Below are 13,588 nucleotides of genomic sequence, written 5' to 3' on the forward strand. Positions count from 1 at the left end.
GAATCTAGCTCAAGATACTTGCTCTCATCATTGTTATTTAGCCAGTAAAAACAAAGCCGGAGAAGGTCTCCAGCTTTGTTTTAGATAATTTATCAGGTAATTTTCTCTCGATACAGTTTCGGGCTGACGCCCGCTTTGCGCTTGAATACGCGAGAGAAATAGAGGGGATCGGAATAGCCTACTATTCGACCAATATGGTTAACCGAATAGTGAGTAGTCACTAACAATTGCTTCGCGCGGCTAATTCGCTGATCATCACGCCATTGGGTAATGGTCATCTTCATTTCGTCACGGAACAAGTGTCCTAAACGAGATGGCGACAAGCAGGTATGCGCAGCAATTTCCTCAAGAGTGAAATCCTGATTGAGGTTTTGCGTCATATAGTTAATCGCTTGAATGATTCGCGGATCAAGCGGTTTGCAGACCACATCCGGTTGTACTGATTTACAACGGATCAGTAACTGCTCAAGTAAGTTGATTGCTAAATCATCCCGATATGGAAGGTCCGATTTAGCCGTATATTCGATATCAACAAACAAGCTTTCAATGTGTTCGATGTCCTGAGCAGACAAGCCGCTGGTGACATAAACACCATTACGCTCTTCCTGCCAGTTTAACCAGTCATTCCAAAATGCACGCGGCCGGAAATACACCCAACGGTGAAACCATGAAGCGTTGTCTTCTTTGCGGCGGTAATAATGGGCGGCGCTAGGGGGAAACAAGAGTAAGTCTCCAGCTTTAACATGAAACTCATGTTCACCGGAAAAAATGGTGCCTTCACCTTTGCTGGTGATATTGATGATGTACCCTTTCATGCCGTTTGGACGATCAATGGTGTAGTCGAGCTCGTCACCTTCGATAATGGGTGTGAGACCCGCGACTAAATGCGCATCAAAGTCATACCCCGGCTTGAGTGGATCTGTGTTTTGCATAGACCAACAATCATTAGAATTTTTTCTAGTGTATGTTGAGCCCGGAAGTATTGCGATTTTCGACATCACATTTTATCTAATACGATCCATTGAGTCGCGGAAAAAGCTTCGCGAAACAGGTCTGGTTTAATGGAGTGACGAATAGATTCACTAGGAAGACCATGACGACAGCGCTGCCAATCCGGTTGTTCTGATTGTGGCGGTTGATCATTCTCCACGCTATCTAGCGGCACTATCTCATGTCTAATGTCTAAACGTGTAGGAATACTATTGCGCGCCAAATACTCAATCACCACTGCTTTATCGTGAAAGTAGTAGTTCATGTTGACGGATAGCTTGTCGACATGGTGCAACTGACACCACTGCTCTATTCGATCATGGCGATGACGAAACTTCCACTGAGCCTCAGAAACATCCAACGGCTCACCATTGTTAATCAGTTCCAGCTTACCTTGATACAACACCTTATCCGCATACAGAAGTTCAAACTTCTCCGGATTCTGGCCTGCGACTCGCAGCGTCCACTGGTGGTAGTTAATATCAAGCGGACTGTGAACATCGAAGCCCTGCTCTGTTTTAGATTCGTCAACCGCCATAAATACCTCTACAACCTCTCCCTCACAGCCATGTCACTGTGAGGGAGAATCTATCGATTAAACACCTGAAGCTAGACGGTAGTACAAGCTGTTGGTTTTCAGCTCTTGCTTGAACTTACGAGTCTCAGTGCTTTCGTCGATCACAACCATTTCCATTCCCAGAATGTCCGCATAATCCGCCAACATATCCACACTCACCTGTTGGCTGTACGCACTGTGGTGCGCGCCACCCGCGTGAATCCAAGTCGCCGCAGCCACTTGTAGGTTTGGCATTGGTTCCCATAACGCGTGTGCAACTGGAAGATGAGGCATGCTTTGCGGTGGAGCAACGGTTTTCAACGTGTTCACTACCATGCGGAAGCGATTCCCAAGGTCAATCACAGACACGTTTAGCGCATTGCCTTCTTTACCGCTGAACAGCAAACGAGGAACATCACACTTCAATCCAATGGTATGACGGTGGATTTCGAGACGAGGTTTGGCTGCCGCAATTGACGGACACACTTCTAGCATGTGCGCGCCTAATGCTTGGTCAGTGGCACCGAAGTTATAGGTGTAGTCTTCCATAAATGAAGTACCACCTTGGCGACCTTTACCCATCTGCTTCATGATGTGAACCATTGCAGAAGTCTTCCAGTCACCTTCACCGCCGTAACCAAAGCCTTTCGCCATTAGACGTTGTGTTGCAAGGCCTGGCAGAGAACCCAAACCGGTTAGGTTTTCGAAGGTGTTAGTAAATGCGCTGGCACCTACGTCAGTTAAGAAACGTTCCATACCCATTTCTAGACGTGCTTCGTGTTGCATCAGTTTTAGCAGAGCGGCATCTGTCAGCAGCTCTGGCTTCATTTCATAAGTCGATGCGTATTCATCAAGCAGACGAGAGACATCCGCATCCGAAACCGATTGAACCGCTTCAGTCAGTTCACCTAAGCCGTAGGCGTTCACTTCATAGCCAAACTGGATTTGAGCAGAAACTTTGTTGCCTTCGGTGACCGCAACTTGGCGCATGTTGTCACCAAAACGCGCCACTTTTAGATTCTGACCAGCGTTAATACCGATAGCAGCACGGCACCAGTCATCAATTTCAGCGTGAACATTGGGATTCTGCCAGTGACCAACCACCACTTTACGGTCAATCCCCATACGTGTGCCGATAAAGCCAAACTCACGACAACCATGCGCACTTTGGTGAGTGTTCATGTAGTTCATATCGATGTCGTCCCAAGGAAGTGCCGCATTGAACTGAGTATGCAGATGAAGGAATGGTTTGTTCAGTTGAGATAGACCCGCAATCCACATTTTCGCTGGAGAGAAGGTGTGCATCCATAGCACCAAACCAACACAGTCAGGATCGTTGTTCGCCGCACGGCACACATTTAAGATTTCATCAGGAGACTTCACCGTACCTTTATCTAGCATAGGTACTGAGATAGCGTTGCTTTGATTAAAGCTGGCAACGATCTGCGCGCTGTCTTGCGCGACATTTTCTAACACTTTTGGTCCGTATAGCGTTTGTGAACCAGTGACAAACCAAACTTGTTTTTCATTAAATACTTTCATGACTTACCCTTTATTCTTAGCTGACTGACCGTAATAAGCATTCGCTCCGTGTTTACGTAGATAATGCTTGTCGAGCAATGCTTGATTGATATATTCCACCGCAGGATTGATCTGCAGAGTTTGCATGGCCATACCGGCAACAACCTCTGTCACCACTGCGTTGTGCACCGCTTGATGGGCATCTTTCCCCCAACAAAACGGCGCGTGTTCTTTGACGAGAATTCCCGGAATAGCAATTGGGTCGTTGTCGCCGATGGTTTCTGCGATCACCAGACCTGTATTCAATTCATAATCGGAAGCGATCTCTTGATTGGTGAGCGCACGAGTACATGGAATGCTGCCGTAGAAGTAATCCGCATGAGTGGTGCCTAAAGCAGGAATCGCTTTACCCGCTTGCGCCCAAGCGGTTGCTTGTGGTGAATGGGTATGAACCACACCACCGATTTTGGCGTAGGTACGGTAGAGAACGAGGTGCGTTGCGGTATCAGAAGACGGATTCAGCTCGCCTTCCACCACATTGCCTTGCAGATCGACCACCACCATGTTTTCGGCGCTTAAATCTTCGTAAGCCACACCGCTTGGCTTAATGACCACTAAACCAGATTCACGGTCGATCGCTGACACATTGCCCCAGGTGAACGTCACTAACTTGTGACGTTCGAGATCCAAGTTCGCTTGCCACACATCATGGCGAAGCTTGTTCAGGCGCTCTTGTTGATTCAACAAATCACCCATGATTACGCTCCTGAGCATGTTTTGCTTCAGAGATTTGCTCTAGGTGTTGGCCCAGTTCACGGTAAGCAGAGTAACGTTGTTCACGTAGCACTTTTGCTGCCGCATTCGGCTTGTAAACTTGGCTGATTGGGCTAGCCATCGCTTTCTGTGCTTGCTGAGCATCGTCGTAAATACCTGCGGCAACCGCGGCGAAAATAGCAGCACCCAAGGCACAACATTGCTCAGAGCTTGCTACCGCAATATCGCGGCCGATAACGTCTGCACACATCTGCATCACGTAAGGCGACTTTTGCGAAATACCGCCGATAGCGATAACGCGCTCTACGTCCATGCCTTGGTCAACAAAGCAATCAACAATCGCTTTCGCGCCGTGTGCGGTTGATTCAACCAGAGCGGCAAACATCGCTGGTGCGGTTGAACCTAAGTTCAAATCGGTAACTGCGCCTTTGAGGCGTTGGTTGGCGTAAGGAGTACGACGACCATTGTGCCAGTCCATTGCCAGTGGCGAGTTGTCGTTGAATCCATATTGCTGCGCAGAATCCGCAAGCATTGGAATAATCGCTTTATCCAACTGCTCCATCACTTTTGCCGCTTCTGGATTGGTTTTCGCTAATGCTTGAATTGGCCACATCAGCACGCGCTTATACCAAGCGTAAACATCGCCGAATGCCGACTGACCAGCTTCCAGTGCCATCAAACTTGGCAGCGCACTGCCTTTAACCTGACCACAAATACCGTGAATGGTGCGATCGCCAACTTGGTCTGCATCAACCATTAAAATGTCGCACGTAGAGGTACCAATCACTTTTACCAAGTCATGTTTGCCAGCACCGGCACCGACAGCGCCCATATGACAGTCGAACTCACCGACCGCAATGGCTAAACCAGCAGGCAAGCCCAGTGTTTCAGCCCACTCTGAAGTTAAGTAACCTGCTACATCCTCAGAGGTATAAACCTCATCAAACATACGCTCACGAATACCATCAAGGGTTGGCGAGATTGCAGAGAGGAATTTTTGATCCGGCAGACCACCCCAACTGTCATGCCACATCGCTTTATGACCAGCAGCACAGATACCGTGGCGGAACTTGCTTGGGTGTTCGTTGCCAGACAGCAGCGCTGGGATCCAGTCACACAGTTCCACCCAACTATGAGCCATTTTCGCCACTTGCTCATCTTGTTCACTGACCCAAGCCGCTTTTGCCCAGAACCATTCTGATGAGTAAATGCCACCAATGTATTTGGTGTAGTCGATGAACTCGCCACCGTGAGCCAGTTCATTAATCAAATCCGCTTTGGATACTGAAGTATGGTCTTTCCACAAAATGAACATCGCGTTCGGGTTTTCTGCAAATTCAGGTAACAACGCTAAGACATTACCTTGCGCATCAACGGGGGCTGGCGTAGAGCCAGTTGTATCGACACCGATACCCACTACAGACTGAGCAATGTCCGCAGGAACTTGTTCAAGCGCTTCACGTATCGCTTGAGTCATCGCTTCTATGTAGTCTTTCGGGTGGTGACGAAACTGAGATTGCTCAGGCTCGTTATACTGGCCTTCCATCCAACGTGGGTAGTAAGTGACACCAGATGCCACCTCCTCACCACTAACAGCGTTGACCAATAATGCACGCACCGAATCCGAACCAAAGTCCAGACCAATTACGTGTGCAGGTTGTGTCGCTAAATGCTTCATAACAACTCCATGTAGGGTGATATTTTTGTTTGTTATACCCCTGCATGGATGATTCAGCCATGACATTGCCTGCTAGATGTATGGACAAATTCGCCAAATACATATTTCTGTGCAGCTGTTTAAAAAACGTTCTAACCCTTTATAAATAAGGCCAAATCGCGGGTGTAAATGATTACACTTGCCCCAAAAGTAATCAGAAATGCACTAAAACGTAACATTTGAGATCACCATCATGTTCACCTCCGCTAAATGAATGGACAAAATTGCTACATTTTTTTGGTGTGATTTCCATCACTTCAACTTCAAATTAAATCTTCAAAGATGTCGGTGAAACAAACCCCCTACCCAGCGGATGGAATAACAATGAAACTAAAAACCTTAATAACAGCAACAGCCTTATCAGGGCTGACTCTACTTAGCGCTTCTGCCAATGCATTTTTTGGTTCAAGCGACGACATGCGACTAGGCTACCTAGTTAAACAGCCAGAAGAACCATGGTTCCAAACGGAATGGTCATTTGCAGAGAAAGCCGGCAAAGACTTAGGTTTTGAAGTGGTAAAAATGGCTGTGCCAGATGGTGAAAAAACATTGAACGCTATCGATACTCTTGCCGCTCAAGGCGCGAAGGGTTTCGTTATCTGTACTCCTGACCCTAAATTAGGTCCAGCAATCATGGCGAAAGCAAAAAGCTATGATCTTAAAGTCGTGACCGTTGATGACCAATTCCTAAACGCTAAAGGCGAGCCTATGGTTGACGTACCTTTGGTTATGATGGCAGCAACCGCTATCGGTGAGCGCCAAGGTTCTGAACTTTATAAAGAAATGACAAAACGCAACTGGGACGTTTCAACAACAGGTGTAATGGCAATCACTGCTGATGAGCTAGACACTGCACGTCGTCGTGTTGATGGTTCTATCTCTGCTCTAAAACAAGCAGGTTTCCCAGAAGGTCAAATCTATCGCGTACCAACCAAAACTAACGACATCCCAGGAGCGCTGGACGCAGCGAACTCGCTACTTGTTCAATACCCAAATGTTAAGCAATGGCTTGTGGTTGGTATGAACGACAACACAGTTCTTGGTGGCATCCGTGCGACTGAAGGTCAAGGCTTCGGTGCTGACAACATTATCGGTATTGGTATCAACGGTGTAGATGCGGTGAACGAACTGGCTAAAGCAAATGCTACTGGCTTCTACGGCTCTCTACTTCCAAGCCCAGACGTACACGGCTACAAGAGTATTGAATCACTTTACAAATGGGTAAAAGACGGCGTTGAACCAAGTAAATTCGTTGAAGTTACTGACGTAGTTCTTATCACTCGTGACAACTTCAAAGACGAACTAGCGAAAAAAGGGCTATAAGCTCAATTTCGGTGACGGCTACTTTGGCCGTCACCCTCTTGATTTAACGGAGAGAATGTCATGGCGAAGTCCCCTTCTTACATAGAGTTTTGTAATATTTCGAAGCACTTCCCAGGTGTAAAAGCACTGAACAACGTCAGTTTCCGCGCAAGCGCAGGCAGTGTTCATGCTTTAATGGGAGAAAACGGTGCAGGAAAATCAACTCTGCTTAAAACCTTGAGTGGGTTCCACCAGCCAACAGAAGGTCATATCGCGATTGACGGTAAAGAAATCAACCTTACCTCAACCAACGATGCACTTGAGCACGGTATCGCAATTATCTACCAAGAACTGAACTTAGTTCCTGAGCTAACCGTTGCTGAAAATATTTATCTTGGGCAGCTTCCAACCAAAGGTGGCCGAGTGGATACCGAAACGCTAAACAAAAATGCACGTGTGCAGTTAGAGCGTCTCGGTGAAACTTTCGACCCTGCATGCCAACTAAAAGAATTATCTATCGGCCAATGGCAAATGGTGGAAATCGCCAAAGCCCTTAGCCGCAACGCGCAAATTATCGCGTTCGATGAACCGACCAGTAGCTTGTCTCAGCGTGAGATCCAAAACCTGTTCAAGGTTATCCGTGAGTTAAGAGATGCTGGCAAAGTCATCATGTATGTCTCTCACCGTATGGAAGAGATTTTCGATCTCTGTGATGCCATTACCATCTTCAAAGATGGTCAACACGTTCGTTCATTTGAAGACATGTCGGAACTGACTCACGATCGTCTCGTAGAACTGATGGTTGGCCGCGAAATTAACGACATCTACAACTACCGCTCAAGAGAACTGGGCAAAAGTGGCTTACGCCTAGAAAACATTCAAGGTCCAGGGCTTTCTGCTCCGGTTTCATTGGATATTAAACAAGGTGAAATTCTTGGCTTGTTTGGTCTTGTCGGCGCGGGACGTACCGAACTGACCCGATTGGTGTTTGGTGCGGAACGTAAAACGGCAGGAGATATTTATCTTCACGATGTAAAAATTGGCATTAAAACACCACAAGATGCGATTCGTGCAGGCATAACTCTTTGCTCTGAAGACCGAAAAGCGCATGGCATTGTGCCAATCATGTCGGTGCAAGAAAACACCAACATCAGTGCACGTCCATGGCACCTTAAATTTAACAGCCTGATCGATTTCGGTTGGGAAAAAGAGAACGCAACCAAGCAAAAAAAAGCATTGAATGTTAAGGCAGCATCACTTGAACAGCCTATCGGCAAACTGTCTGGCGGTAACCAACAAAAAGTGATTCTTGGTCGTTGGCTGTCTACCGCAATGAGCGTGATCTTACTGGATGAACCAACACGCGGTATCGATGTGGGTGCAAAATCTGAAATTTACGAATTGATTTTTAAGCTGGCGGAAAACGGAGTCACCGTATTGGTCGTTTCCAGCGATTTACCTGAAGTGTTGGGGATATCTGACCGCATACTTGTCATGAAAGATGGCGCAGTAACGGGCGAACTTCAACGAGATGAATTTAACGAACAAACCGCTCTTCGTCTTGCAATGCTCGACAAAGAATCGGCGGCAGCTTAAACCTGAGGAATATCATTATGTCTTTATCTAGCCCTACTAAAGCGATGGCATCAGAGGAGAAATCCGGCGGATTTCACTTCTCTAAAATCTGGGACAAATTTGGAATGCTGATGGTGTTTGCAGGTCTGTTTCTGCTTTGCGCACTGTTTGTTCCTTACTTCGCAACCTTCATCAATATGAAAGGCCTAGGCTTGGCGATTTCAATGAGCGGCATGGTAGCGTGTGCCATGTTGTTCTGCCTGGCTTGTGGCGACTTGGACCTTTCCGTTGCCTCTATTATTGCCTGCTCTGGCGTTGTAACCGCAGTGGCTATCAACGCCACCAGCAGCGTAGTTCTCGGTATCGGTGCTGGCCTGCTTTCTGGTGTGGTATTTGGTCTGCTAAACGGCTTCGTTATCGCCAAACTGCAAATCAACGCGCTGATCACGACTCTGGCAACGATGCAAATTGCCCGTGGTTTAGGCTATATCATCTCTGACGGTAAAGCAGTGGGTATCACTGAAGAGAGCTTCTTCACTCTTGGCAACTCTTCTATTCTGGGTATCCCGACTCCAATCTGGTTAACGCTGATCACTTTCGGTGTGTTTGCTTTCCTTCTCAACCGCACCGTATATGGCCGCAACACACTGGCGATTGGTGGTAATGAAGAAGCGGCACGTCTGGCGGGTGTGAATGTAGTCAAAACCAAGATGATGATTTTCACCATCTCTGGTTTTATCTCTGCACTGGCGGGCGTCATCCTCGCAGCACGTATGACTTCAGGTCAGCCAATGACTTCTGTTGGTTTCGAGCTAGTGGTTATCTCAGCGTGTGTTTTGGGTGGGGTTTCACTGAAAGGCGGTATTGGTAAAGTTTCTTACGTTATCGCAGGTGTCCTAATCCTCGGTACGGTAGAAAACGCGATGAACTTGTTGAACATGTCTCCATTTGCTCAATATGTTGTTCGCGGTGCTATTCTGCTTGCTGCGGTTATTTTTGACCGTTACAAACAGAAATCTCAGTAAAAATATTTACCAAACTATTTGGCATTGCAGATAAGTATCTGCGTGAGCCGATTAATCATAGAAATCTCTGTGATTGGGCAAACAAAGAAAGCCATTACGACTACAATATCAAATAGAAAGGATAAATAAAACCTCCATTTATATACCTTTCTCATGTTGCCCTCTGTTATAAGAGGGCTTTTTTTATTCAAGAAAATAAAGCTCGTAATCGCTACTCAATTAAATGCAATATTTTGATTGCACTTAGGTATTAGTTTTTTGGGAATAAGTTGCTAATAAAATGGACTATTTTGCTACCAAATTTTTTATGTGATTAAAATCTAACCACCGATAATTTATGCGTCTTAATATTTCATTGCTCATGGCTATTTTAATAATTTTTAATAATGAGCAATACGTGAAACAAGAATTTCTCAAGGTCTTTGAAATGTCAGTCAAGCAAAAGTGAACAGGTATCCTTAGCGTAGAACCGATGTAATGACATCTATGTTGCGGAGTAAGTACATTCATAAAAACGCTGTCGTTTCTTGAACGGAGAGAGAGTTAAACAAGATAGGGATTTAATCATGTTAAAAAAACTCACTTTAGCAACTGCTGTCAGTACCATCCTAATGTCTGGTTCACTAATGGCTGCCTCATTAACCGTTGGTTTCTCTCAAATTGGATCTGAATCAGGCTGGCGAGCAGCTGAAACAGCAGTATCCAAAGTTGAAGCTGAAAAACGCGGTGTAACACTGAAAATTTCTGATGCACAACAAAAGCAAGAGAACCAAATCAAAGCGGTACGCTCTTTCATCGCACAAGGTGTAGACGCAATCTTTATCGCACCTGTAGTACAAACCGGTTGGGGACCAGTGCTTGAAGAAGCAAAAGATTACGGCATTCCCGTGTTTCTGCTAGACCGTGGTATCACAGTAGAAGATGACTCGCTTTATATGACTGCGGTCACCGCTGATAACGTGCTGGAAGGCGCTGTAGCGGGTAAATGGCTAATCGACAAAGTAGCTGGCAAACCATGTAACGTGGTTGAACTGCAAGGCACCGTGGGTGCGAGTGTGGCTATCGACCGTAAAAAAGGCTTCAGCGACACTGTAGATACCGTCGACAATATTAAGATTGTGCGTACTCAGTCAGGCGAATTTACCCGCAGTAAAGGTAAAGAAGTTATGGAAAGCTTTATTAAAGCAGAGAATAACGGCAAAAATATTTGTGCGGTATTCGCCCATAACGATGATATGGCAATCGGTGCAATCCAAGCAATTAAAGAAGCAGGTTTAAAACCGGGCAGCGATATTTTAATTGTCTCTATTGATGCGGTTCCAGATATATTTAAAGCGATGATGAACGGTGAAGCGAATGCGACCGTTGAACTTACTCCAAATATGGCTGGCCCTGCTCTAGATGCACTAATGGCTTATAAAGATAAAGGCACAATTCCACCGAAGAAAATTGTTACCGAGTCCAATTTATATTTACCAGCTGATGCAAAAGCTCAGTTAGAAATGAAAAAAGACTTAGGTTATTAATTTTATTATCCCCCTCCCTCCCATTCGGGAGGGAGGGTTTAGATTGTTGGAGTTATTATGCCGTTAAACAATCAGCAAGATACCAATCAACAAAATATTGTGTTGAACGCCAAAGGGATCTGCAAATATTTCCCTGGCGTTAAAGCGCTAGAAAATGTCGATTTCAGCCTGAGAAAAGGCGAAATCATGGCGTTATTGGGGGAAAATGGCGCAGGTAAATCAACGTTAGTGAAAACCTTAACGGGTGTGTATCAACGTGATGGCGGCGAAATTACTCTCGATGGTCAATCCATCTCTCCACAGAATACCGCTCATGCACAACATCTTGGAATCGGCACGGTTTATCAGGAAGTCAACCTGCTACCGAACATGTCCGTGATGGACAACCTTTTCATCGGCAATGAACCTAAAAAATGGGGCTTTGTTGACCGTAAAACCATGGCTGAAAAAGCACGTAGAATCGTCACTAGCTATGGCTTAGATATTGATGTGACTCAGCCTCTCAACCAGTTCTCCGTTGCGATTCAGCAAGTGGTTGCGATTGCCAGAGCGATTTCACTGTCGGCCAAAATACTGATTCTTGATGAGCCGACAGCCAGCCTTGATAACAACGAAGTGAAAATGTTATTTAACATAATGCTGGGGCTCAAAGAGAAAGGTGTGAGCCTGATTTTCATCACTCACTTTCTTGATCAAGTTTATGAAGTCAGTGATCGCATTACCGTATTACGCAACGGTCAGTTGGTTGGCACCAAAGAAACTCGTGAACTACCACAAATTGAGCTGGTTAAAATGATGCTCGGCCGCGAGCTGGAAGATACGGCTCTAAAACGTGCGGGTAAAACGCGTAAACACAATGAGCCGATGGTGTCCTTCACTAACTATGGCAAAAAAGGCACCATCCACCCCTTCAATCTCGAAGTTCATGCGGGAGAAATTGTAGGTTTGGCTGGGTTATTAGGTTCCGGCCGTACCGAAACTGCGAAAGTGATTTTTGGTATTGATCCAAGCGATTCCGGCACCTGCTCTCTGAAGGGGCGCCCTATTCAGGTTCGATCAGCTCGTCAAGCCTCCCATCTGGGCTTTGGATACTGCCCTGAAGATCGCAAAACCGATGGCATCATTGGCGCGGCTTCTGTTCGTGAAAATATTATTCTGGCTTTACAGGCACAACGCGGCTGGTTTAAACCCATCTCTCGTAAAGAGCAGGAAGCGGTGGCACAACGCTATATCGACCAGCTAGCCATCAAAACTCCGAGCCTTGACCAACCTGTAGAGTTCCTCTCTGGCGGTAATCAGCAAAAGGTTCTACTTGCTCGATGGTTGCTTACTAAGCCGAAGTTCCTGATTCTCGATGAACCCACACGAGGTATCGACGTCGGCGCACATGCCGAGATCATTCGTCTGATTGAAAGTCTTTGTGCTAACGGGCTTGCTCTGTTGGTTATCTCTTCCGAACTCGAAGAACTGGTTGGTTACGCCGACCGCGTCATCGTGTTACGAGACAGAAAATCGGTAGCAGAGATTCCCACTGAAGAACTTTCCGTACCAGCCATAATGCAAGCGATTGCGAGTTGAGGTGATTATGAATACGCTCAATCCACTGCAGTCAGTCAAGAAGCCCGAGCAGCGCAATAGATTTACACTGCCAAAAGGCACGCCACAGCTTGCTGCTCTTATTCTGCTGTTCATTGTGAACAGTTTGATTGCTGATAACTTTTTCTCTATTCACATTCAAGATGACCGTTTGTTTGGCAGTGTCATCGATATTTTTAACCGCGGTGCACCTGTTGCACTGCTTACCATCGGGATGACACTGGTTATCGCAACGGGCGGTATCGACCTTTCCGTCGGTGCGGTGATGGCGATAAGCGGAGCTGTGCTGGCTAGTATGGCAGAGCAAGGCTACGCGCCAGCGACCATTTTGCTTTGTTCAGTGCTAGCGGGGGTGGCATGTGGTTTATGGAACGGCTTCCTTGTTGCGGTGTGTAAAATCCAACCCATTGTCGCCACCTTGATTTTGATGGTCGCAGGGCGCGGTGTCGCACAGCTCATCACAGAAGGACAAATCATCACCTTTAACAATGACACTTTGTCTTGGTTTGGTAGTGGTTCACTGTTCTATTTCCCTACCCCAATCCTGTTGTTGGCGTGTGCCTTATTGATTGTTTGGGCACTCACCAAGAAAACAGCATTGGGGCTCTTTATCGAGTCTGTGGGTATCAATATCAAAGCTGCCAAAAACGCAGGTATTAACACCCCAGCAATTGTGATGTCTGTGTATGTCATCAGTGGTGTGATGGCGTCTATCGCAGGGATCATTGTCGCAGCAGATATCAAAGGCGCTGATGCCAACAACGCCGGTTTATGGTTAGAAATGGACGCCATTTTAGCGGTGGTTATTGGTGGAACATCTCTGATGGGTGGCCGTTTTAATCTGTTACTCGCATTGGTTGGCGCTTTTATCATCCAAAGTATCAACACTGGTATTCTGTTGTCAGGTTATCAGCCGCAATGGAACCACATTGTGAAATCGCTTGTGGTGTTAACCGTGTTGATACTGCAATCCCCGACAGTTATTCAATTGATTAAGAGGAAATAG

At 46.3% G+C, this 13,588-nt stretch carries 11 protein-coding genes; 6 read left to right on the forward strand and 5 right to left on the reverse strand.

Translation table 11 applies throughout. The features are described 5' to 3' along the window. Nucleotides 1-92 precede the first annotated feature (92 nt). From araC to L3V23_RS15775, 5 genes are all read right to left on the reverse strand, one after another. Nucleotides 93-932 carry an arabinose operon transcriptional regulator AraC gene (gene araC / locus L3V23_RS15755; RefSeq protein ID WP_042487905.1) on the reverse strand — a complete coding sequence of 280 codons (840 nt, stop codon included), beginning with the start codon at nt 930-932 and terminating at the stop codon, nt 93-95. 65 nt (nt 933-997) lie between these two features. Continuing rightward, a complete protein-coding gene (locus L3V23_RS15760) occupies nt 998-1,528 on the reverse strand; it encodes a hypothetical protein (RefSeq protein WP_102954574.1) in 531 nt (176 codons plus the stop codon). A gap of 57 nt (nt 1,529-1,585) precedes the next feature. Next, complete coding sequence (gene araA / locus L3V23_RS15765; RefSeq protein ID WP_042487899.1) at nt 1,586-3,088, reverse strand: L-arabinose isomerase; 1,503 nt, start codon at nt 3,086-3,088, stop codon at nt 1,586-1,588. A gap of 3 nt (nt 3,089-3,091) precedes the next feature. Next, nucleotides 3,092-3,823: an L-ribulose-5-phosphate 4-epimerase gene (locus L3V23_RS15770; protein WP_269350081.1), complete on the reverse strand. Its 732-nt coding sequence runs from the start codon at nt 3,821-3,823 to the stop codon at nt 3,092-3,094. After that, complete coding sequence (locus L3V23_RS15775) at nt 3,816-5,519, reverse strand: ribulokinase (RefSeq protein ID WP_102966486.1); 1,704 nt, start codon at nt 5,517-5,519, stop codon at nt 3,816-3,818. The genes L3V23_RS15770 and L3V23_RS15775 overlap by 8 nt, the downstream gene beginning before the upstream one ends. A gap of 363 nt (nt 5,520-5,882) precedes the next feature. Here L3V23_RS15775 and L3V23_RS15780 point away from each other — a divergent pair, with 363 nt between their 5' ends. The 6 genes from L3V23_RS15780 to ytfT all read left to right on the forward strand — a co-directional run bounded on the left by L3V23_RS15780 (nt 5,883) and on the right by ytfT (nt 13,588). Further along, nucleotides 5,883-6,881 carry an arabinose ABC transporter substrate-binding protein gene (locus tag L3V23_RS15780; protein ID WP_042487890.1) on the forward strand — a complete coding sequence of 333 codons (999 nt, stop codon included), beginning with the start codon at nt 5,883-5,885 and terminating at the stop codon, nt 6,879-6,881. A gap of 60 nt (nt 6,882-6,941) precedes the next feature. Beyond that, nucleotides 6,942-8,456 (forward strand): L-arabinose ABC transporter ATP-binding protein AraG, encoded by a 1,515-nt coding sequence (araG, locus tag L3V23_RS15785; protein WP_237292490.1) that lies wholly within the window; start codon nt 6,942-6,944, stop codon nt 8,454-8,456. Between the two features lie 17 nt (nt 8,457-8,473). Next, nucleotides 8,474-9,460 (forward strand): L-arabinose ABC transporter permease AraH, encoded by a 987-nt coding sequence (araH, locus tag L3V23_RS15790; protein ID WP_042487882.1) that lies wholly within the window; start codon nt 8,474-8,476, stop codon nt 9,458-9,460. A gap of 566 nt (nt 9,461-10,026) precedes the next feature. Beyond that, complete coding sequence (gene ytfQ / locus L3V23_RS15795; RefSeq protein ID WP_042487879.1) at nt 10,027-10,986, forward strand: galactofuranose ABC transporter, galactofuranose-binding protein YtfQ; 960 nt, start codon at nt 10,027-10,029, stop codon at nt 10,984-10,986. Nucleotides 10,987-11,043: 57 nt separating this feature from the next. Next, the gene (gene ytfR, locus L3V23_RS15800; protein WP_237292492.1) at nt 11,044-12,564 is read left to right on the forward strand and encodes a galactofuranose ABC transporter, ATP-binding protein YtfR; all 1,521 of its coding nucleotides are present in this window, start codon (nt 11,044-11,046) and stop codon (nt 12,562-12,564) included. A 7-nt stretch (nt 12,565-12,571) separates the two neighbouring features. Further along, the gene (gene ytfT, locus L3V23_RS15805; protein ID WP_042487872.1) at nt 12,572-13,588 is read left to right on the forward strand and encodes a galactofuranose ABC transporter, ATP-binding protein YtfT; all 1,017 of its coding nucleotides are present in this window, start codon (nt 12,572-12,574) and stop codon (nt 13,586-13,588) included.

Origin of the sequence: Vibrio sp. A1-b2 (assembly GCF_021726015.1) — a bacterium.
Classification (GTDB): domain Bacteria; phylum Pseudomonadota; class Gammaproteobacteria; order Enterobacterales; family Vibrionaceae; genus Vibrio; species Vibrio diazotrophicus.

Coding starts and splice junctions, on each gene's coding strand:
- araC (WP_042487905.1), bottom strand. CDS start 932: ATGCAAAACACAGATCCACTCAAGCCGGGGTATGACTTTGATGCGCAT.
- L3V23_RS15760 (WP_102954574.1), bottom strand. CDS start 1,528: ATGGCGGTTGACGAATCTAAAACAGAGCAGGGCTTCGATGTTCACAGT.
- araA (WP_042487899.1), bottom strand. CDS start 3,088: ATGAAAGTATTTAATGAAAAACAAGTTTGGTTTGTCACTGGTTCACAA.
- L3V23_RS15770 (WP_269350081.1), bottom strand. CDS start 3,823: ATGGGTGATTTGTTGAATCAACAAGAGCGCCTGAACAAGCTTCGCCAT.
- L3V23_RS15775 (WP_102966486.1), bottom strand. CDS start 5,519: ATGAAGCATTTAGCGACACAACCTGCACACGTAATTGGTCTGGACTTT.
- L3V23_RS15780 (WP_042487890.1), top strand. CDS start 5,883: ATGAAACTAAAAACCTTAATAACAGCAACAGCCTTATCAGGGCTGACT.
- araG (WP_237292490.1), top strand. CDS start 6,942: ATGGCGAAGTCCCCTTCTTACATAGAGTTTTGTAATATTTCGAAGCAC.
- araH (WP_042487882.1), top strand. CDS start 8,474: ATGTCTTTATCTAGCCCTACTAAAGCGATGGCATCAGAGGAGAAATCC.
- ytfQ (WP_042487879.1), top strand. CDS start 10,027: ATGTTAAAAAAACTCACTTTAGCAACTGCTGTCAGTACCATCCTAATG.
- ytfR (WP_237292492.1), top strand. CDS start 11,044: ATGCCGTTAAACAATCAGCAAGATACCAATCAACAAAATATTGTGTTG.
- ytfT (WP_042487872.1), top strand. CDS start 12,572: ATGAATACGCTCAATCCACTGCAGTCAGTCAAGAAGCCCGAGCAGCGC.